Source organism: Pseudoalteromonas sp. Ld20 (genome assembly GCF_045064175.1).
Taxonomy (GTDB): Bacteria; Pseudomonadota; Gammaproteobacteria; order Enterobacterales; family Alteromonadaceae; genus Pseudoalteromonas; species Pseudoalteromonas neustonica.
Genome location: NZ_JBISHB010000044.1, coordinates 122,049 through 143,293, shown reverse-complemented (window position 1 = coordinate 143,293; position 21,245 = coordinate 122,049). Strand labels below are relative to the sequence as shown.

General features: G+C 38.5%; 19 protein-coding genes and 1 pseudogene. 11 read left to right on the top strand and 9 right to left on the bottom strand.

Annotated features, from left to right (window positions below; translation table 11 throughout):
• The first annotated feature begins 101 nt into the window (after positions 1 to 101).
• From ACJJVX_RS19720 to ACJJVX_RS19690, 7 genes are all read left to right on the top strand, one after another.
• Entirely contained in the window at positions 102 to 1,982 is a 1,881-nt protein-coding gene (locus ACJJVX_RS19720) for a methyl-accepting chemotaxis protein (protein WP_054455763.1), read from the top strand.
• Positions 1,983 to 2,574: 592 nt separating this feature from the next.
• Positions 2,575 to 4,233: an Eco57I restriction-modification methylase domain-containing protein gene (locus ACJJVX_RS19715; RefSeq protein WP_405633158.1), complete on the top strand. Its 1,659-nt coding sequence runs from the start codon at positions 2,575 to 2,577 to the stop codon at positions 4,231 to 4,233.
• Entirely contained in the window at positions 4,234 to 4,968 is a 735-nt protein-coding gene (locus ACJJVX_RS19710) for a PaeR7I family type II restriction endonuclease (RefSeq protein WP_405633155.1), read from the top strand.
• A gap of 178 nt (positions 4,969 to 5,146) precedes the next feature.
• On the top strand, positions 5,147 to 5,782 hold the full coding sequence (locus tag ACJJVX_RS19705; RefSeq protein ID WP_405633153.1) for a RusA family crossover junction endodeoxyribonuclease: 636 nt from the start codon (positions 5,147 to 5,149) through the stop codon (positions 5,780 to 5,782).
• A gap of 197 nt (positions 5,783 to 5,979) precedes the next feature.
• Positions 5,980 to 6,474 (top strand): hypothetical protein, encoded by a 495-nt coding sequence (locus ACJJVX_RS19700; RefSeq protein WP_405633150.1) that lies wholly within the window; start codon positions 5,980 to 5,982, stop codon positions 6,472 to 6,474.
• Positions 6,475 to 6,584: 110 nt separating this feature from the next.
• Positions 6,585 to 7,205, top strand: a complete 621-nt coding sequence (locus ACJJVX_RS19695) for a hypothetical protein (RefSeq protein WP_405633148.1) — start codon at positions 6,585 to 6,587, stop codon at positions 7,203 to 7,205.
• 518 nt (positions 7,206 to 7,723) lie between these two features.
• The gene (locus ACJJVX_RS19690; RefSeq protein ID WP_405633146.1) at positions 7,724 to 8,698 is read left to right on the top strand and encodes a hypothetical protein; all 975 of its coding nucleotides are present in this window, start codon (positions 7,724 to 7,726) and stop codon (positions 8,696 to 8,698) included.
• Positions 8,699 to 8,813: 115 nt separating this feature from the next.
• Here the strand turns inward: ACJJVX_RS19690 and ACJJVX_RS19685 are convergent.
• From ACJJVX_RS19685 to tnpA, 4 genes and pseudogenes are all read right to left on the bottom strand, one after another.
• A pseudogene (locus ACJJVX_RS19685) lies at positions 8,814 to 9,290 on the bottom strand (tyrosine-type recombinase/integrase); the annotation flags it as partial.
• A gap of 26 nt (positions 9,291 to 9,316) precedes the next feature.
• A complete protein-coding gene (locus ACJJVX_RS19680; protein WP_405633144.1) occupies positions 9,317 to 9,442 on the bottom strand; it encodes a hypothetical protein in 126 nt (41 codons plus the stop codon).
• The gene (gene tnpB, locus ACJJVX_RS19675) at positions 9,420 to 9,758 is read right to left on the bottom strand and encodes an IS66 family insertion sequence element accessory protein TnpB (RefSeq protein ID WP_405633141.1); all 339 of its coding nucleotides are present in this window, start codon (positions 9,756 to 9,758) and stop codon (positions 9,420 to 9,422) included. The genes ACJJVX_RS19680 and tnpB overlap by 23 nt, the downstream gene beginning before the upstream one ends.
• Positions 9,755 to 10,054 carry an IS66 family insertion sequence element accessory protein TnpA gene (gene tnpA, locus ACJJVX_RS19670; RefSeq protein ID WP_405633138.1) on the bottom strand — a complete coding sequence of 100 codons (300 nt, stop codon included), beginning with the start codon at positions 10,052 to 10,054 and terminating at the stop codon, positions 9,755 to 9,757. The genes tnpB and tnpA overlap by 4 nt, the downstream gene beginning before the upstream one ends.
• Before the next feature lie 555 nt (positions 10,055 to 10,609).
• On the opposite strand from tnpA, the gene ACJJVX_RS19665 reads away from it, so the two are divergent.
• Together ACJJVX_RS19665 and ACJJVX_RS19660 are read left to right on the top strand one after the other, a co-directional pair.
• Positions 10,610 to 11,671: a PIN domain-containing protein gene (locus tag ACJJVX_RS19665; RefSeq protein ID WP_405633136.1), complete on the top strand. Its 1,062-nt coding sequence runs from the start codon at positions 10,610 to 10,612 to the stop codon at positions 11,669 to 11,671.
• A 285-nt stretch (positions 11,672 to 11,956) separates the two neighbouring features.
• Complete coding sequence (locus tag ACJJVX_RS19660; RefSeq protein WP_290190702.1) at positions 11,957 to 13,174, top strand: SEC-C domain-containing protein; 1,218 nt, start codon at positions 11,957 to 11,959, stop codon at positions 13,172 to 13,174.
• Between the two features lie 348 nt (positions 13,175 to 13,522).
• Here the strand turns inward: ACJJVX_RS19660 and ACJJVX_RS19655 are convergent, their stop codons facing one another.
• From ACJJVX_RS19655 to priA, 5 genes are all read right to left on the bottom strand, one after another.
• A complete protein-coding gene (locus tag ACJJVX_RS19655; protein WP_054454769.1) occupies positions 13,523 to 13,897 on the bottom strand; it encodes a gamma-butyrobetaine hydroxylase-like domain-containing protein in 375 nt (124 codons plus the stop codon).
• A 70-nt stretch (positions 13,898 to 13,967) separates the two neighbouring features.
• Positions 13,968 to 15,296, bottom strand: a complete 1,329-nt coding sequence (hslU, locus tag ACJJVX_RS19650) for an HslU--HslV peptidase ATPase subunit (protein WP_054204889.1) — start codon at positions 15,294 to 15,296, stop codon at positions 13,968 to 13,970.
• Between the two features lie 11 nt (positions 15,297 to 15,307).
• On the bottom strand, positions 15,308 to 15,826 hold the full coding sequence (gene hslV / locus ACJJVX_RS19645; protein WP_054204888.1) for an ATP-dependent protease subunit HslV: 519 nt from the start codon (positions 15,824 to 15,826) through the stop codon (positions 15,308 to 15,310).
• Between the two features lie 80 nt (positions 15,827 to 15,906).
• Complete coding sequence (locus ACJJVX_RS19640; protein WP_054454770.1) at positions 15,907 to 16,437, bottom strand: SPOR domain-containing protein; 531 nt, start codon at positions 16,435 to 16,437, stop codon at positions 15,907 to 15,909.
• Positions 16,438 to 16,455: 18 nt separating this feature from the next.
• The gene (gene priA / locus ACJJVX_RS19635; protein WP_064435814.1) at positions 16,456 to 18,642 is read right to left on the bottom strand and encodes a primosomal protein N'; all 2,187 of its coding nucleotides are present in this window, start codon (positions 18,640 to 18,642) and stop codon (positions 16,456 to 16,458) included.
• 234 nt (positions 18,643 to 18,876) lie between these two features.
• Here priA and rpmE point away from each other — a divergent pair, with 234 nt between their 5' ends.
• Positions 18,877 to 19,089: a 50S ribosomal protein L31 gene (gene rpmE, locus ACJJVX_RS19630; RefSeq protein ID WP_054204885.1), complete on the top strand. Its 213-nt coding sequence runs from the start codon at positions 18,877 to 18,879 to the stop codon at positions 19,087 to 19,089.
• Positions 19,090 to 19,952: 863 nt separating this feature from the next.
• Entirely contained in the window at positions 19,953 to 21,194 is a 1,242-nt protein-coding gene (locus tag ACJJVX_RS19625) for a malic enzyme-like NAD(P)-binding protein (protein WP_054204884.1), read from the top strand.
• The last annotated feature ends 51 nt before the right edge of the window (positions 21,195 to 21,245 follow it).

Below are 21,245 nucleotides of genomic sequence, written 5' to 3'. Positions count from 1 at the left end.
GGCAACTGACTTAAATTGTCTATAAATTGTTAGATAATATGCGCGAAGAAAATATTATTTAACTATACTATATGGTGAGACTAATTTAAGGGCTGTTGTTAATGAGTTTACTTCAAAATTTGACGATTAAACGTCGCTTGCAATTCAATGCGGTAGTCGTTGGTTTAGCTATGATCGTAATGTTATTTGTTATCATTTATGAAGCACGCATTATGCTTAAGTTAAATGAAACAATTCAATACGCTGAAGAGCTAGATATCCACGAACTATCTATGAGAAAGTTTGAGAAGAACTTTTTATTCTATAAGCAAGAGGAGGACTTGGCGCTATTCGAAAATGAATACCAACAACTTGAAGCTAAGATATCAAAGCTTAAAGCCGTTACTGATGAGTTAGGTGTACCAAATAAAGAAGTCGATCAATTTAAAATATTAGCTGAGCGATATTACCAAGATTTTAATACAGTTGTAGTGTTACAAAGAGAAATTGGTTTACACCCAAAAGATGCCCTATATGGTGAGTTACGCGGTGCCGTGCATCAAGTAGAGACGCTATTGAAAGAGCGTGAAAACTACGAACTTCTTTCGCTAATGTTGCAGCTGCGCCGTTCAGAAAAAGACTTTATGCTGCGCTTTGATATTAAGTATCTTGATAAGTTTAATGATATTACTGAGTTACTGAATAAAAAAATAGCTCAAGCAGGCTTTGATAGTGGTTACCAAAGTCAGCTAACAAACTTACTTGGTAGTTACCAAACTAAGTTTGATGCACTAGTTAAAGCGCAAGTTGCTTTAGGCCTTGATTTAAATTCAGGTGCATTAGGTAAAATGAAGTCAAGCGTAAAAGAAAGTGATGCGGTTGTCTCTAAAATTACCAGCGATATAAAGCTGCAAGTTGAAAAACAAGCCAGTGATGCGCAGATGTTTGCAATTATTATATTTATTTTTGCCAGTATAATCGTAATGGCGCTCGTTTACTTTACAAGCAAATCTATCATTATTCCTATTGAACGGGTTTATCATACAATTAATGAGATTCGTCGTAACAATGATTTAAGCCTTACTATTGAGCAGATAGGAAAGGATGAAGTAACCACGATGACAATTGACTTTAATAGTTTGATTAGCGACTTTAAAAAACTTATTTATGAAGTTAATACGGCGCTAAAAACGCTTAATGTAGCAACAGAGCATTTATCAGAAACAACTGCGGCAACAAGTTCAGGTATGCAAGAACAACTTCATGAAGCTGATATGGTGGCAACCGCTGCAACTGAAATGCAGGCAACCATTCAAGATATTTCACATAATACAGAAGCCGCAGCTAAAAAAGCTGAATCAACGAATGTGAGTGCTCAGCAAGGCCGCCGTGAAGTTGAATCAACAGTTAATCATATTAATCAATTATCTGAATCTTTAGGTAAAGCCTCTAGTGTTGTATCACAGCTTGAAAAAGATGGTGAGACTATAGGGTCTGTACTTGATGTAATTCGAGCGATAGCTGAGCAAACTAATCTATTGGCATTAAATGCCGCAATTGAGGCTGCTCGTGCGGGTGAGCAAGGGCGAGGCTTTGCTGTAGTTGCAGATGAAGTTCGTTCGTTGGCGCAACGTACTCAAAGCTCAACGCAAGAAATAGAAAGTATTATTTCAACGTTACAAGAGCGCACTCAAGAAGTGGTTAGCATCATGCAACAATGCCGTACACAAGGTGGAGAAAGCGCAGCACAAGCGACTAAAGCGGGTGAGTTACTGAGCTCGATTACTGAAGATGTACAAACGATTATGGATATGAGTACGCATATAGCAACGGCAATTGATGAGCAAAGCCAAGTCGCCTCAGAAGTAAATAAAAACGTGGTACGGATACGTGATATTGCTGAAGATGCATCGGCCCATTCAGTGACCAATGCACAAACAAGTGAAGAAGTCTCTGAACAAGCGCGTGTACTTCATAAAGCGATAGATAAGTTTAAGGTTTAGCCGTCAGCCGTCAGTTATAACTTATAAGTTATAAGCCATAAGCCATAAGTTTTAAGCAGCCTTGAGTTGCTTTGAGCTTATGGCTTTTTTGTTTGGATAATTAAATGGGCAGTTATTCAACTTGATGGCTCTTAACGGTAAATAGTTATGGCTATTTGTAGTAGCTCATATTGCAGTGGCACATATCTTCTTACAGTTTCGATGAATAGATTAGGACTTTATCTAATAGGCAGCTATGAGCGATAAGCCGTCACTCAGGTAAGTTGTCATTAACTTAGTAAGAATAAGAGGACACTTTCCTCTTTTTTACATGTTTATATAAGCCGCAGGAAGAGTAATATTTATAGTTGGCAATAACTTATAGTATTTGCTATTAATATAAGTTCACTAAATAAGGATGTCTTCGCACTAAAATAGGGAAAGTGTCCTCTGACAAAGATGTTATGTGCTTCCTCGGATAAACGAGCATCTGTCGAGTGCAATAATGTAACACCCACTTATCACTTCAGCATAATATATTTATGCCAGATCTAATTTATGCGGATTTTATGATAAAATTTCTCACCATTTATTTAAGGCTTAAGCAGAACCAGTGAATATTTCAAGCGAAAACGAGTTGTTATCTAAATGCGCATTAGCTTGGGGTGATTCTGGAGCTGAAAAGGGTGAGGTATTTACCAAACAAAACATCGTTGATTTTATGATTAAGACTTCAGGAATTGATCAAGCCATACTGCTTACGGAAACAAGAATATTAGAGCCATCTTGTGGTCAAGGTGATTTCGTATTAGCAATAGCTAAAGAGCTTTGCAAAAAAGCATCATTAAACGGGATTGTAAATGGCGGTAGATTCAATTCATTAGTCACAGCCTATGACATTTCAAGTGAGAATATTTCAAACGCCAAAAGAAAAACGCTTGAGGTATTAAATTCTACCTTCAGCTTTGAAGACTCCAAAGAACTTGTTGAGCAATGGTATAAAAATACTGACTTTTTACTTGAGGAAAAGCAGTCCCGTTTTACACATGTTATCGGGAACCCTCCCTACATTAGAATTGAAAACATACCTGTAGATCTGCTTAAAGCATATAGGAAAACATTTTCTACGATGAAAGAAAGAGCAGATATTTATATTGCATTCTTTGAAAAATCCTTATCCTTACTCAATAATAAAGGTGTTCTTTCTTTTATTTGTACAGATCGATGGACGAAAAACAGATATGGATCATCCCTGAGAAAATATATTTCCAATTCATATCAACTTGATCTATTTGTCGATTTGTATGGGCAAAATGCTTTTAAAGCAGAAGTACTTACATACCCAGCAATAACGCAAATCTCCAAGCAAAGCAATAAACAAACCATCATCATTCATAATCCGAACATTGATGAGTTATTCTCTAATTTGGTAGCTAGATCATTAAATAGAAATATCGTTGACTTCGAAGGCGCTATTGTAAGAAAAGATGTTGTGAACTCTGATAAACCTTGGATGTTTGGCTCGCCCGATGAGTTAAAGTTAATCAGTAGATTAGAAAGTGAGTTTCCATTAATCGAAGATTCTGGTTGTAAAATTTACATTGGTGCTGCGACTGGAAATAATAAAGTATATGTTGTAAATGGCAATCTTGATATTGAGCAGTGCCGTAAAATCCCTATGGTGAAGGCTGGAGATCTAAAGGACGGATATCACCGAGATGCACAACAGTTTCTTATTAATACTTACGACGAAAATGGTGTTATTGACTTAGAACGCTTTCCAAAACTACAATCATACCTAGAAATACATTCCGAGGTACTAAAGTCTAGACACATTGCTAAAAAGCAACCGGATGCATGGTTTAAAACTATTGATCGCGTATATCCTGAACGTGCTGATAAAGCTAAATTGTTAATACCAGATATAAAATCACAATTAACTGTAATATATAGTGAAGGATTTCATCCTAATAACTCAATCTATTATATATGTTCAGAATCTTGGAGCTTAAGGGCGTTGCAAGCAGTTCTCCTATCAGGTTTAGGGCAGTTGTTTGTTTCTGTATATTCAACAAAGGTTTCAGGTGGAAATTTAAGATTTCAAGCGCAACATTTGAGGAAAATTCGTTTACCACAGTGGAAAAATATTTCCAAAACAACCAGACTTCAGCTAGAAAATGCTGCTGTAGTTGGTGATCTTTCAGAGGCTAAGAAAATTGTTTTTTCACTGTATAATTTTTCTGAAAGTGAAAAGCAGATACTAGGGTACTAAATGTCGAATATGATAAATAATGCGGTTAGAAACTTCTGGAATGTTAGATCTGGAGGGCAAGGAGTTCTTGGTGGAAAAACTTTAGATGGATTTATTGAAGTCATCAACTCAGTTATTTTGCACTCAGGAATACCCGAGGTACAAATACACACAAATAAGCAGGCTTCCCAACTACCCGGATATTTCAGACCCCATAAGTCCTGGGATGTGGTCGCCGTTTCTAGGGGGCGTTTAGTTGCAGCTATTGAGTTGAAATCTCAAGTTGGATCAATTGGGAATAACTTTAATAACAGGACAGAGGAAGTTCTTGGTAGCGGCACTGATCTCCACACCGCTATCGAAGAAGGAGCTTTTGGAACTGATGCTGAAATATTTACAGGCTACCTGATTCTAGTAGAAGATTCTGTAGCTAGTCGTAACTTTCCATCTATTAATATGAACCACTTTCCAGTAATGCCTGGCTTTCTTGCAGATGAAAGCATTAGAGGTACTACTTATCGACCCAATGCATTGGGTATTTATCCCAGGGTTCAGGGAGTTTCATACTTAGAACGATATGACTTGCTTTGTAAAAAATTGGTTTTAAAAAACATTTACACGGCAGCAGCACTAATTATTGCGGATCAATCTCAGTCAATTACAGGACAATATAGGGACTTGACGCCTCAAACGAGCATTCACACATTTCTAACAAAATTGGATAATCACTGTCGCCTCATTGCAAGTTATGGCTGATATAGATCAACCATAGTGAAAGGTGGTATTTGAAAAATACTAACTACACATATTAGCTAGCAAACCTATATTTTTTATAATCGCACATAACAAGGAAATCCAGGTGAGTTGTCATTAGCTTGGTAATATTAAGAGGAAAGTGTCCTCTGATAAAGTTGTTATAAGTTTAAGGAGTTTTATGCTAGACGGAAAGAGACCATCAGAAGATGGTAGGTTTTCTTTTGAAATAAAAAGATCTCCTGTGTCACTTCAAGCGAAGTCTGATAGAAGATCAGAATTTAAAGAATTTGTGGTTGAAGAATTAAAGTCAGTTAGTTTTTTACTTTCGGGTGACGTGAAGATTTCAATTGAATGGTATAGCCATGAGCAAAAAAGGTATGAAACCACTGCGTCTGCCGATATAGACAATATAATAAAGCCATTGTTAGATTCTTTATGTGGACCGGATGGCATTATGATCGATGATAATCAAGTTCAGTCTATTGGCTGCAACTGGTTTGATTACGACGATATAGAAAATGAAAAATTAGTAGTAGTTGTAGAGTTTTCTCCTTCAGAATTTGTTCTTAAAGAGGGGCTTTTTTTTGTAAATGTACATCAGCATCTTTATATGCCGCTATGGGAATCGTTAGACAAAAAAGCACAAAAGTTTATGGCTGAAAGTTTCGTTAAAATGATAGAAATAAGGGAACAGATGGTTGCAGCCGGTATCGATTATTATCAAGCAAAGGCTGTAATGTCAGTTCAGCGTGTTTTCCATAAAGGGCGACTAGATGGTTTCGTTTTAAAAGACAAATCAGAATTGGATAAATAAATTTATAACAAAGCGTTACCACCGTCCATTTTTGGCACTTTGAAGTAGTTCAGCTTTGAGCTATAACAGTACAGTGGTAAATTATGGTGTATGAAATCAAGTTTTTTGACCCAATTGGCTTTAATAATCAAAGAGCGGGCTTTAGTGTGGCAATGGGCCTGCTATAGCGCGTGAATTGAACGTGTAATGGAAAGAGTATGGAAGCGTATCAAAAGGACATAATCTCACTTATAGACGAGTGTCGTAAAGATGAACACTTTTTGAAAATGGTGAGTCCACTTGTTGATTGGCGAAGCATGGTTGTTAAAGGTGGGGTGGCTAAAAAGCCGCTTAAATTAATGGATGCGTTATTAGCGAGTTATCCTAACTTAGTAAACAGATTGTGGGGAACGTCAACAGGTCGCACTACAATATCCCCGTTTGATGTGGCTAAGTGGCTTTGTAAGAAAGCGAATGATGTAGATGCTAAGCAAGCGTTTAAATATTTTCTTGATTTTGCAGATAACCAAACCGTTCCTTTGCATCTTATTTCACTGGTGGAAGGCGTTTATCCTGAGCAAACTATTATTTTGATGAGAATACGCGTATTTGTGGGTTTGAAGCGCTCCCAGATGGGGTTAAAAACAGGATTAATAGGGATTGGTATGATATCAGTCGTGATTACCCTGGGGATAGGCCTTCTTTTATCGTAACCACAGTTCATCAAAATGTGTTTGATGTTCATGATTATGACGATGTGGTTCGTGATGAAAGAAGATCACTTCACGATATTTTAGAATCGCATACCTTGAAGGCAAATTTCTTGTCGCTCTTCACAAAGGAATATGGTGCGTGTATTACGCGTAATAGAATGCTTTTTGACGATACAGTGCCATGCTCTGGCTTTATTGATATGAATATTATTAGCGCACTGCAAGTGCTACGTCCTTTTTACAATGATGATTTGTATTTTGATGATAAAGACACGTTGAGGAACGTGTTTAGCAAGTACAACGCGTTAAATAGTAAAACCAAAGGGGCGACTGAATTGGCGCTTAAACGTAAATCGTCTTCTATGAATTCTCATGACCTTGTTGATAAGGCGGTTGATTTAGGGATGTGTGCTGAATCAATTCTAACGAAGAGTGAAAGTTCAGAACAGCTGTCGTTACAAGTACGATTACTTGGTGCCAAGCTGTCTTCAGATAAATATAAGGAGCGAGAAGTGAATTATAACTACTTAAAAGCCTTCTACAACATTCGCTCGTCTGCTATCCATAATGCCAAGGTTAAAGATGTCGTTCCGGTAAGGGATGTTGGAAAGGAGGTGCCCTCTAGGGATGTCCTTGATAAAGCATCACACATATTATCTAACTGTATTCTTAAAGTAATTCATTTAGGTGGTTTGAATGACTTTGAGAAAGAGCTCTACATGTTGAAATAGTTATTTTGGTTTATGACTTGAACCTGTTTAATTTTTAATTCTTGGGAATGACCAAATAGTTATTTTTTTGTCGACCAGATTGGATTTTGGTGGTGAGGTTAGCTGTATCGCTTAATAGGAAACTTAGTTTTGTTTATAGGGAGATGTAAGTGAAGCCAAAGGAGTCAAACCTTGACCACAGACATTATAACTCCTGACCGTCTGCAATTGGCACATAGGCGTACTTCAGCAACGAGCGCTCAGCGGGGTTGACTAAATATAATTGCTTATCGAGTAGAATTTAGGTGTAATGGCTACCTAATAAAAGCTGAGCAATGCAGGGAAAGCTGAAATTATAATAGGTAAGCTGATTTAGCTTGAGCCTCTAAAAAGCAAATTCCCATAGCATAAACAACACCAACGCTCTCACACTGAGCTGGTAGCTATTCACCCAACAAGCGATTAAGCGACATAAACTACGTGTCGCACAAATACTAAAATGTTAGCTGATTGTCTATTCGATAATCACCGAGGTAATAATGAGTCAGAAAAAATATTATGCAAAATCATTTGGGTGGATACTATTCATTCTATCTATAGTAATCGTTGGTGTTGCCATTGACTTCCAAGCAAACAATTACCCTGTAACTTATCAAAGTGTAAATGTGGCTACGGGTCCAAATCAGACAGAAACTAAAACAATAATTGTTGTTCCAACTATTGTTCAGAGCTATAAGTTGGTTGCGAATTTTTTCTATGGTTTAGCTGTAGCTCTGTTCGCAACAATATTTGTGGCAAGAAAGTTAGAGCAAGACCAAAAAGAAAAACATGAAGAGGAGTTAGAAAAGTTAAGGGAAGCAGTAAATGTAAATGTATTTGATGCCCTTTTCAAAACTCTTATCCCGAAAGAAATTTTCCAAATAGTGAAAACTGAAATAATAGAAAACAAAGCAATCCGAAAAAAAGCTCATTGGACGCATGTTTTTGAAGAGGTTGATGGGGAAATTAAAATGACGGCTACAACACATTATGAATTACATAATGTTAGTAAAGAGCCTGTTACAGATCCTGTAAAAATAGTTATGGAACCCCTATCTTCAGGAGATCAAACTATAAATATGGCTAGATGTCTATCAAGTGACGGTACCGCTTTAATTGAATATGATCCATTGAATACAGATAACAATAAAAATATTACAATTGAAGATACTGAAAGTGGTGGGAAGTTAGTTAAGTATACTGTAACAGTTCCATCTAATGACTATATAGAATCAACTTTTGAGTATTCGACAATATTCACTGACACAGTATATGATTGTCAACACACTAAGTATCCAATAATTGATTTGAATATAAATGCTGTATTTCCAAAAGGCTATATATTTACTGTTTATCCATCTTTATCTAATGAGCTAAAAATAATTTCTGAGGGTGATACTCATAAAAATTTCAAAGTAGAAGGTGGGGTATTACCTCGACAAGGTATTATTTATACATTGGAAAAAGTAAGCTAATAAGGCTAATCACAAACGCCAGCAATTTGGTTGGACTGCCTATATTGGCAGCATTACCAATGTCTGCTGATGGCACGTGTCAGACTCTAACTTCGAGTCTGGCTTAGGTTCAAATTTAAGCATCGATCTGTTCTGATACTTCTAACGCATCATCAACTTCTATTCCCAAGTACCTGACTGTGCTCTCCAGTTTTCTATGGCCAAGTAGAAGCTGACAGGCTCTTAAATTTTTAGTTTTTTTGTAAATTAGTGATGGTTTGGTACGTCTCATAGAATGAGTGCCATATTGAGTCTTATCTAACCCAATTGAGGTGACCCAAGAATCAACTATACGTCCATATTGACGGGTTGAAAGGTGTTCAGAGGAATGAATTCGTGACTTAAACAAGTAATCATAAGAATTGAGAGTAAATTGCTCTATGAGCGCCACAATTGATTTCCTTGTATTTCCAGTAATTTCAAATTGAACAGGCATACCAGTCTTTTTTTGAACGACTATTGCCCTTGATTGGATTGTTTTACCATGTGCGATGTCATTAACTTTTAGTGAAACTAAATCACACCCTCTTAGTTTGCTATCTATGGCTAGGTTAAATGTAAGCGTATAGCTAACGACACCTAGCCTTGCTTAATATTCCAAGGTAATAGCGGTTCAAGGTCACCGGGCTGCTCAGCAAGGTGCTGTAAGCACGTTGATATGTAGTCATGCACTACAAGATCATTATTGATACTGCAATTCTTCATGACCAAGCACATCATATCCCGACAACAACCAATCCAATTGCCCAGGACTGAGTTCAAATTCTTGCAAACTGACTTTACTTGGCCATTTGAACTTTTGTTTTTCTAAACGCTTGTACCACAAAGCAAACCCCGTTTTATCCCAGTAAACCAGCTTGAGTTTATCTTTCGATTTATTGCAGAACAAAAATAATGCGCCAGTGTAAGCGTCACGTTCAAGCTCGCTTTCAACGAGTGCGACCAGACCATCAATGGACTTTCGAAAATCCACGGCGTCACGATGCAAGTAAATACGCGCGGGTTCAACAAACATTTTCATAAGGCAAGCTCACGTAATAATTGACTCAAATAAGCGACAGGCATTGTGGGTGGTAAGCTAATTTTTACGCTGCCGATAGTAAGCATGATCGGCTGTTGCTGTTCAGTGGGGGCGACGTGTTTAGTGACTTTTGCTTGAACAAAACGACTGGATTCAGTATTAAGCTTACTTCGTGCCGCATAAAAGCTTGTTTTAGATAAGGCATGTTGCTGGCAAAACTCAGTAATAGTTAAATCGCTGGCTTGTTGTTCTTCGATAATGTTACGCCACTGCTCAAGGCTACGTGTTTTTCTCATGGCTATCTCCTAATTGAAATTAAGAAATAGCTTAATCGGTTTGATGAGCTATTGGCAGGTGCACTTTGCTAGACGCTTACGGTTAAATAGTGCTAGATCTCTTATTTTATGAAAAAGTTCTAGTCGTATTCGGATAGCCCATATTTGCTGTAATTTTAGAGGTAACTTTTGTCCTACAAGCTTATTTTTATTCCAAGGCTCTTTAGGCTGATATATAGTTAACTGGTGCATTAGTTGTACTCCGGTGTTTATGGAGTTTTAAGCTTAGCTCGCTACATAAGAATTCGGGTATGAGCGATGACCGGACATTCAGATTAGCTAAATATAAGAGTTAATTGATTATTCAAACTGCTCTTTGCTCATATATTTATGAAAATGAGCTACGCGCGTATATTGTTCTATTAAACTTTTCTTTAAAGTTTTAGAAAACTGAGTGATAGTAGTACCTTAGGTTATTTGTTAAAACGTATATATTGTAGAAAGGTGAGCGTGGCGTCGGCAGAAATATGCGCGATGAACGCAATATTAAATTGCTAGATTTCATAGGGGAATATTTTGAGTGATACGCTTAAAACAAGGCATGTATTCGTAGATACTCAAGTTTTTGTCAGGCACGGTATTCAGCTAGAGCGGTCAGCTTTGAAGCGCCTTCGGGAGCTAGCTTCTTGGCGAATGATAAACTTAGTTCTCACTGATGTCGTTGTAAAAGAGGTCGAGACGAAAATAAGAGAAAAGACCAAAAATGCCCGACTAGCATTGAATAAATTCATTAAAGAGTCTGACTTAATAAGCGTAAAGATATCCGATGCTATTTCGTTCATAAATGAAGTTCTAAATGAGGACGTGTTGGATTCTCATGGCAAGAGAGTATGGACAGATTATGTGAGCACTTCACGTGCATCCGTTCTATCCTCAAGCGTCGTTGATACTTCAGTCTTATTATCGAAATATTTTGATGAGTCACCACCATTTAGTGCAAAAAAGAAAGATGAATTTCCTGATGCAATATCGTTTCTTTCATTAGAAAGCTGGGCTAAGGATCATAAGGAAGGAATCTATATAGTTAGTGGTGATGGTGACGCGGAAGAATGGTGCAAGAACAATAAAGGGTTCTATTACCTGAAGTCTCTCAATGATTTTATAGATTTATACAACAAAACCGAAGAGAAATTAACATACTTAGTTCATGAGATATTTGAAACCGAAAAAGAATGGCTGCTATCCATCATCGAGGAAGAGTTTAAAGAGTGCGAGTTTAGTTTTCGGCCCGATGTAGGTGCTCACGTAGAGAATGTAAACGTTACTGAAATTCAGAACCTTGAATTAAGTGTTATTGAAATTGACGAGGAAAGAGCCCTTTTAAGTATCTCCATGCATATTGATTTCACCGCTGACGTGAGTGGTGAAGATTATGACTCAGCTATATGGGACAGTGAGGATAAAGAGTATATCTATATTCCTTCATATAGCTCTACGGTTGAAGAAGGTGAGTTTTTTGATGTAACGATAGAGGTTTATATGGATATATCTGATAAATCATTTACACGTACAAATGCTTTGATGTTTGATGATTCACGTACTATTGAATTTGGGCATGATGAATGGCCATACAAATGAAATCTAACAAAAGCAATCAATTCGGACGTTTTTCCGCGGTGTTATTGCTGGTGTTACGAACGTCCGGAAATGGCACTAACAGGTATTTCCAAAAGCAAAATAATTTTTTGTTAGTGGATGATTCCAAGGGATTTTTGTATTACGTTGATCGCACCTTAACTAAGTAATCAATATGCAGTGGTGTTTCTATTACGATTCTGAAGGTAATTTTGTATAGATAGTATTCTCATATATATTTTTTATAGTGAGCAAACATTTAGATGTCAGTTATGAAGAGGGATAAATTTGTCAAATGTATTAATTAATTCATTTCCGAAAGCTTTAGGTAGTTTTTCAATATACAGTAACGATAAACAAAGTTTCGAAGAGATACCCAAAGGATTTTCAGGGTTCGCATTTAGTAAAATGGAATATGATGCTGCCCTTGATAACTCTCTTAAGCAATTATTTCTTGGTTTGCTAATGCATGATAAGGTGATTTTGAGGTACGATGATTTTGTTAGGTGTATTGAGCTGTTAGGCTCTCGAAATATTATGACTTTGATGAAAGAAGACGCTTTAACAGTCTTATATGATCTGCGTGACTTTGCATTTTTAGAGAAAGATGGTGGTTTAAAGTTAAGTGTATTAGGGAAGTTAAAGCCAATTAGAGATATTTTTGATGGATATACCAATATAAAATGCCAAAGCAGTAAAGAACAGTCAAAGCTAAGGCAATTAGTTGACTCAAAAAAGATTCTGATAGATCAAGATGCGGAATATTCTGATGAAGAAAAAATAATTAGTGAAATTACAAGAGATTTCAATTCTAAGGAATTGCGAACTGCTCTGGGGGTTGTAGACAATACTCCTAACTTAGTTGAAAAATCAATTAAACTTAGGGTTTGTGAGGTAGCTCAAGGTTTTGTTTTACAAAGTAAGTGCAATGCTGAATCAATAATACAAGATTCTATTTCAGAATCTTATCTGAGACAAAAAATTATTTTAAATTCAAACTCAGTAACAAAAACTGAGGGGTTTGAATATTTATTACAAAAAAAAGGGATTCCAGATCTTTTTTATTTGTTTAAAAGAAATATTTTAAGCGTTGATGATGTGATAAAGATCAGAGATTCAGGCCAAGCGAGTATCTTCAGAAAGTGGTTAAAATCAAATGACTTTGATAAAGAAAAGTTGGTTTCCGCTGTATTGAAAAAGAAGACTAAATCTATAAAAGCAAGTGCTGTAAGGTTTTTATACCCTACAATTATTGGCTTATTTAACGCTCCATTGGGTATAACAGCTTCTGCTATTGATTCCTTTTTTATTCCTAAGCTTCTAGATAACTGGAGTCCTGAAGTATATCTAGACGAAAAAATTGCATCGTTTATTGAAAAAAAACAAAAGAAACATATTGAATTACGCCAATTAGAGCTTTTTAAAAAACATGGATTAAAAGAACCTTTTGATGATTGCTATTGCGGTAGTGGAAGATCTTTTTCTAAATGTCATGGTGAGATTTAATAAAAAGGTGAATATTTGCTATTAATACTTATGAACTTTCCAAAAGTAATAACAGACCGTTGATCATTAGTGTATAGGAGTATGCTCAAAGACTGGGGAGCAATATCGACTTGAGACTTACTGACAGTCCGCTCATGGCACAAACGCGACGGTCAGGTTTGATTGAAGCTCATTAATCTAATCTGTTTAGGCTATTTTAGAGCTTATGAAAACCTAGAATCTAGCTACCTAGCGCCTTCTGATTATCTTCGTTGCACTCAACCAGAACCACATAGTTAACTTTAACGCCGAGCAGCTTAAAACTTATCGCTTAAAACTTAAAACTTACCACTTAAAACTTATAGCTCATTAAGGCACAAACTTTATCGGTACGCTGTCTTTGCTAGCTTGATGCTCTGCGATGCGTTGTTGGTAGGTTTGCCATAATTCATCATGTTGGGCTTGTAGGTGGCTGAAGTATGCCCAGCTGAATAAGCCGCTGTTGTGGCCATCGTCAAAGTCTAAGCGCAGTGCGTAGTGGCCTACGGGTTCTATGTGTTTAATACCGACGGATTGCTTATTAAGTACGAGTTTCATCGGTTCGTTGCCGTGGCCTTGTACTTCTGCTGAAGGGGAGTGAACACGTAAAAACTCACAGCTAAAAGTACAATGGCTGTTATCGTCAAAATAAACATCAAGGTTTTTACTAACACTGTGATAATGAACTTTAGTGACTTGTTTCATGGCTAAACTCGCGTAAATAAAAAGCCTCCAACTGGAGGCTTTAAAGTATATCTTAAAATAAGAGAGGAAATTAAAGAATAAAGCGACTTAAGTCTTCATCTTCAACCAATGCGCCTAGGTGTTTTTCAACATATGCGGCATCAATAACAATGCTTGTACCGGCCTGCTCTGATGCGTCGTATGAAATTTCTTCCATTAACTTTTCCATCACAGTGTGTAGGCGGCGAGCGCCGATATTTTCGGTTTTCTCATTTACTTGCCATGCGGCTTTAGCTATGCGCTCTATTGCGTCATCGCTAAACTCTACTGTAACTTGCTCAGTTTTAAGTAGCTCACGCTGTTGCTCAGTAAGCGATGCGTGTGGCTCTGTTAGAATGCGTTTAAAGTCATCTGCGGTGAGCGCTTCAAGTTCAACGCGAATAGGCAGGCGACCTTGCAGCTCTGGGATCATGTCAGATGGTTTAGACATTTGGAATGCGCCCGAGGCAATAAATAACATGTGATCTGTTTTAACCATGCCATGCTTAGTGCTAACGGTTGAACCTTCAATTAGCGGCAGTAAGTCACGTTGCACGCCTTCACGGCTCACGTCAGGGCCTGAAGAGTCACCGCGCTTACAAATTTTGTCAATTTCGTCGATGAAAACAATGCCATTTTGCTCTGCGGCAAAAATAGCTTGTTCTTTTAGCTCTTCAGGGTTAACTAATTTTGCAGCTTCTTCTTCAATTAACAGCTTAAACGCTTCTTTAATTTTAAGTTTGCGTTTAGTGCGCTTGTCACCCGACATATTTTGGAACATGCCTTGCAGTTGATTGGTCATTTCTTCCATACCAGGAGGTGCCATGATTTCAACATTGGGCTGTGCTTGCGCTACATCAATATCGATTTCTTTGTCATCTAACTGACCTTCACGTAATTTTTTGCGAAAAACTTGACGAGTCGACGAGCCTTCATCACGCTGGTTTTCACCAAACGAATCTTTTGCCGGTGGCAGTAGGGCATCTAAAATGCGTTCTTCTGCGGCTTCTTCAGCGCGGTGCTTAAATTTTTTGGTTTGTTGTTCACGTGTCATTTTGATTGATACGTCAACTAAGTCACGAATAATCGTTTCTACTTCTTTACCTACGTAGCCCACTTCAGTGAACTTCGTTGCTTCCACTTTAATAAAAGGTGCGTTGGCAAGTTTAGCTAAGCGACGTGCTATTTCAGTTTTACCTACGCCGGTTGGGCCGATAAGTAAAATATTTTTTGGTGTTACTTCAGCACGCAAATCTTCATTTAATTGCATGCGGCGCCAGCGATTACGAAGTGCAATAGACACGGCTTTTTTTGCTTTTGCTTGGCCAATGATATGTTGGTCAAGTTCATGGACGATTTCTCTGGGAGTCATAGCAGACATAGCAGTTCCTATTACAATTCTTCGATGGTTTGGAAGTTATTTGTGAATACACAGATATTGCCGGCAATTGTTAGGCTTTTTTCTACAATTTCATGGGCACTTAAATCGGTGTTTTCTAATAATGCGGTGGCGGCGGATTGAGCAAAATTACCACCGCTGCCGATTGCTATTAAGTCATTTTCTGGCTGCACTACATCACCGTTACCTGTAATGATCAGTGAGGCGGTTGAATCTGCAACAGCAAGGAGGGCTTCTAATTTTCGCAGCGCGCGGTCACTTCGCCAATCTTTAGCCATTTCTACTGCGGCTTTGGTTAGGTTACCTTGGTGCATTTCAAGTTTGCTTTCAAAACGTTCGAATAGGGTAAAGGCATCAGCAGTGCCGCCAGCGAAACCAGCGATCACTTTGCCATTATAAAGGCGTCGAACTTTGCGGGCATTGCCCTTCATTACGGTGTTGCCAAGCGAAACTTGGCCATCGCCACCAATGACGACTTTATCGCCGCGACGTACACTTACAATAGTGGTCATGTTATTCCTCATCATCGAGCCGCAGGGGCGACTCGTTAAAAGCGATTGATGATGAGTTAATATGGGTTAATGGGCTAAATTCAAGTCCAAAGCCAAATTCCGCAGCCAGTTATTTTGCTACGCTTGAGTTTGTTTTTGTCGCTTTCAGCTAAGCGCTTGGTTTTATAGGGGCCTAAACGTACTTTATACCAAATACCATTGGTGCCAGTGGTTTCACGTATCTCAGCAATTAAACCTGCAAAGGCAATTTTAGCTTTGAGGGTTTCAGCTTGACCATGGGTTCTAAAAGATCCGCATTGCATGACATAAGGACCTTTTTGCTCAAGCTCTTTTACTTCAACTTGAATTTCGTGTTCTTTTATTTCTTTAATAAACTCAGGCGGACGCGGTTTTGCGGGCTCAACTTTTACTGTGGGTTGCGTTGGATTTGCCTGCTGCTCTACAAGTTTTGGATCTGCATTATTTTTTACGTACCACAGGCCAAAACTAAAACCACCAACAAGAAGCATAGTTAGCAATACTAACAATACTGGAAATGGCTTTTTTGGTGGGGCTTGTTTTTTACTGGAACGTTTGCCTGGTTCTTTATTGATAAAATCGTGTCGTGCCATGGCTTTTTGTTTCTTACCTTAAATCATATCTATTGGGTCTACATCTAAGCTCCAGCGCACCTTCTGTGCTAATTTACTGGTGCTTAAATAATCGACCATCTGCGCGAGATATTGGTGTAAAAGAGGGCGATCGTGCGCTTGAATGTGTAATTGAAAACGATACTTACCTGCTACTCGCTCTAATGGAGCAGGAATTGGACCTAGCAATTGTATACCAGTTAGACCATGCACTGGAACTAAATCTGTTAAAAAATCGACGACTTGTTTTATGCTGTGTCCTTCTGCTCGCACAATTGCCATGTTGGTAATGGGGGGCAATAGTGCGTCCTCACGTTCTTGTATCGCAAAGCGGGCAAAATCTTGATAACCATTGTTTACCAAATCTTGTAATAGTGGGTGTTCAGGAAAATGAGTTTGTAGTAATACTTGCCCAGGCTCCCCGCTGCGTCCAGCTCGCCCAGCTACTTGGGTAACTAGCTGTGCCAAATGTTCTGTAGCACGAAAATCACAGGAATATAAACCGCTGTCTACGTCTAAAATCAGCACTAAGCTTACATCCGGGAAATGATGCCCTTTAGCGAGCATTTGTGTACCAACCAAGATGCGTGAGCCGCCTAAGTTAATTTCATCAAGGGCTTTTTCTAGGCTGCCTTTTCGCCGTGTTGAATCGCGATCGATGCGGCTTATCGGTGTATCTGGAAATTCACCTGTTAAAAATTCTTCAATTTGTTCAGTGCCTTTACCGTTAGGGAATATTTGTGTACTCCCGCAATCAGGGCATTGATGGGGTACTGGGTGTTGTTCACCGCAGTGGTGGCAAATCATCTGACCAATTGCTTTATGAAAGGTTGCGCTAGTGCTACAGCGCGTGCACTCACTTAACCAGCCACATTCATGGCAGATTAGCGTGGGCGAAAAACCACGGCGATTTAAAAACACCATGACTTGTTTGTTGCGCTTTAAGTGTTGGCGAATGGTTGCAAGGCTTGCATGTGCAATGCCTGCTTGATCTGGTTGGCCTTTCATATCAAGCAATTGAAATTTATTGTCGGTACTGGTTTGTGCGCGCTGAGTAAGGCTTAGTAATTGATATTTATTATTAATCGCTTTATGCAATGTTTCTAGAGCTGGCGTAGCAGAGCCGAGTATGAGCGGTATCTTATGCTGAAAAGCGCGATACGCGGCTAAATCGCGAGCGTGATAGCGTAAGGTATCTTGTTGCTTGAAAGAGCTATCATGTTCTTCATCAACAATGATCATCCCAAGTTTTAAAAAAGGCAAAAAAATGCTCGAACGAGTACCAATTACGATTGCGCAGCTGGCTTTTTCACAAAATCGCCAGGTTTGCAGGCGTTCGTTATCGGTTAATGCTGAGTGCCATAGCATAATAGGCGTGTCGGGAAAACGACGGCGAAACCGGTTGACTGTTTGTGGTGTTAGGCCAATTTCAGGCACTAAGACGAGTGCTTGTTCTGCGCGTTTTAACACCTCTTCAAGGCACTGTAGGTAAACCTCTGTTTTCCCGCTGCCGGTCACGCCTTCAAGTAAAAAACTATTAAAGCCAGTGCTTTGATTTATTGCTGTGCAGGCGACTGCTTGTTCTTTATTCAGCGTTGGTTTAGTACCGACTGTTGGTGCTTGCTGCTGCCACAAGTTGTCGTGCTCAATGCTTTGATTAATGAGCTCTTTGCTGATCAGACTATCAATGGTTTTTTTATTAAACCCTAACGCTTTTAATTCTGTTAAGGATGATTTACCTGATTGCGCTAATTGTTTAAGTAAATTTAATTGGCTTTTTGCTTTTAACGAAGGAAGTTTGGCACCTTTTTCAGTTAACGCGACCATAGAAATACTCGTTTTATCAGGGCAATGGCCTTGGCGTAGTGCACTTGGCAACGCTATATGGATTGTTTCACCTAGTGGGTAGCAATAATAACGAGCAGTAAATCGTAATAGATCTAGGTGGCTTGTGGTTAATATTGGCGCGTCGTCAATAACTTCAAAAATACTTTTTATTTTATTTAAAGGCACCTCGGTTGTGTCTTTAAGTGCTAAAACCACCGCAACCTTTCGTTGATTACCAAAAGGGACTAATACGCGTGAGCCAACATGTAGCTGTGAATTCAACCCATCAAGTTGCTCAGGTAGGCGATAATCAAAGGTGCGATGTAATGGCACCTTTATAGCAACTTCAACAAAACTCATAACAACTCAAATAAAAGCAAGTAAGAGTGATAATGTACTAAAATTGCAGAAAAAAGCCTACCAGCAAATAGGCTGTTTATTTTTTTTGTTTATATTATTAGCAAATAATGTATTTAAAGCTTGTCGTCGGCAGGGTTGTTGCTTAGAATACGCGTCCTAATTATTTTGATTTTAACGACGTATGGTGCCAGACTTCGGGTTTGGAGAGCGATGCGGCCTTAACTAGAGGTTTCTATGAAAGAAGGTATTCACCCTAAGTACGAAGTAATTTCAGCATCTTGTTCATGCGGAAATAAGTTCGAAACTCGTTCTACTTTGTGTAAAGACATTCACCTAGACGTATGTTCTGCGTGTCACCCGTTTTACACTGGTAAGCAAAAGATTTTAGACACTGGTGGCCGTGTTGATCGCTTTAACAAGCGTTTCGGTGCACTTAGCAGCAAGTAATTATTGCTGTTGTGTCGGAAAAAGCACCTTAGGGTGCTTTTTTTATGCCTGCAATTTAATTAAAACTGGTTAGGGCGTGTGACCTTTCGTGATTAATTTTGCAGCATGTTTGGTATTTAAGCAAGGCAGCGCCTATGCAGTGTGGTGTTCCCCATAAATAGGCGATAACGCAGTATAAATGCCAAACATGCGCTGCCTAAAGAGTTATTCCTTGGGGCGATTAACTCTTTGTTACCTACATGGAGGTAACAAAGGGGCGTGAGCAGGACGCGGAAGCTTTGCTCGGTTTTTACTTAGCCCACTCGATTCCAAACCTCGCGCCGCGATTAAATCGCCCCTAGATTGAACAAATTTCAATCCACAAAGGACAACACGCCCAAGTATCAGCGGTTAAATTCACCCTTTTTTACCCCTGCCTAAAGTAACCATCATTTTTAGTTTTTATAGTGACTATAGCCACTAAATAACAGACAAACAGTTAGATTTTAACTATATTCAGTAATATATTTTGTTTAATTAATTGATGTTATGTTGATAAAAAGTCATTTAATGAGCCTAAATGACGCTAACGTCGTATATTTATATCTTTTATAGGGAATGTGTATTTTAGGTGTAATAAAGTACTATTTAGATGATTTTAGAACAGGTTTTTTGATGCTTTCTTGGCGTGTTATTGCTGGATTTTGAGGTTTTTTTACAAAACTGGTCGATAAAACGCATAAAATTAACAGATCTAGCTTATAACAGGATAGACCTGATATTGCTTGAATTTAATTGTAATATAGGTATCGTTCCAAGATACAGACTATAGAATAGAACTGCTTACTCTCACTTTTAACTTACTTGCAGGATAAAATCGCGTTATGTCAGACTTTCGTGAACAAGCTTTACATTACCATTCGCACCCCGTTCCAGGAAAAATCAGTGTTGAGCTTACTAAGCCAGCAGAAACCGTACAAGATCTCGCTCTAGCTTATAGCCCTGGTGTGGCTGAGCCTGTGCGTGAAATTGCCGCAGATCCAGCTAATGCTTATAAATATACTGGCAAAGGTAATATGGTTGCAGTAATTACCAATGGTACTGCTATTTTAGGCCTAGGTAATTTAGGACCTCTTGCTTCAAAACCAGTTATGGAAGGCAAAGCTTTGTTGTTTAAACGCTTTGCTGGCCTTGACTCAATTGATATTGAAGTAAAACACACAACCACAGAAGATTTCATCAATACCGTTGCAAATATTGCTGATACTTTTGGTGGTATCAACCTAGAAGATATTAAAGCCCCAGAGTGTTTTGAAATTGAAAAAGCATTGATTGAGCGCTGTAGTATTCCAGTGTTTCATGATGATCAACACGGTACAGCTATTGTGACTGCTGCGGGTATGATTAACGCACTTGAAGTGCAGGGTAAAAGCATTGAAGATGCGATTATCGTTTGTTTGGGTGCCGGTGCAGCCGCTGTTGCATGTATGGAGCTATTAATTAAGTGTGGCGCATTGCGTGAGCACATTTATATGCTTGATCGTAAAGGTGTTATTCATACGCGTCGTGATGACTTAAATGAATATAAACAGTTGTTTGCTAACAATACAGATAAGCGCACTTTGCAAGATGTTATTGCTGATGCTGATGTATTTGTTGGTGTATCAGGACCAAACCTGCTTGCACCGGAAGATCTTAAGCTGATGGCTGATAGGCCAGTTGTTTTTGCATGTTCAAACCCAGATCCAGAAATTGCACCTGCGCTTGCTCATGGTGCGCGCGATGATTTGATTATGGCAACGGGTCGTTCTGATTATCCAAATCAAGTAAATAACGTGTTGTGTTTCCCGTTTATTTTTCGTGGTGCATTAGACGTACGTGCGAGCAAAATAAATGATGAAATGAAAATTGCCGCAGTTGAGGCAATTCGCAGTATTACTAAAGAGCCAGTGCCTGCTGAAGTATTAAAAGCAGCAGGTGTTGATAAACTTGAATTTGGACCACAGTATATTATCCCTAAACCAATGGACCCGCGTTTATTACCGCGCATTGCAAAAGCAGTGGCGCAAGCGGCTATTGATTCAGGTGTTGCACAAATTGATATGCCTGAAAACTATATGGCGTAATAGGCACTATTTGGCAATAAAAAACCTCAATTCACTGAATTGAGGTTTTTT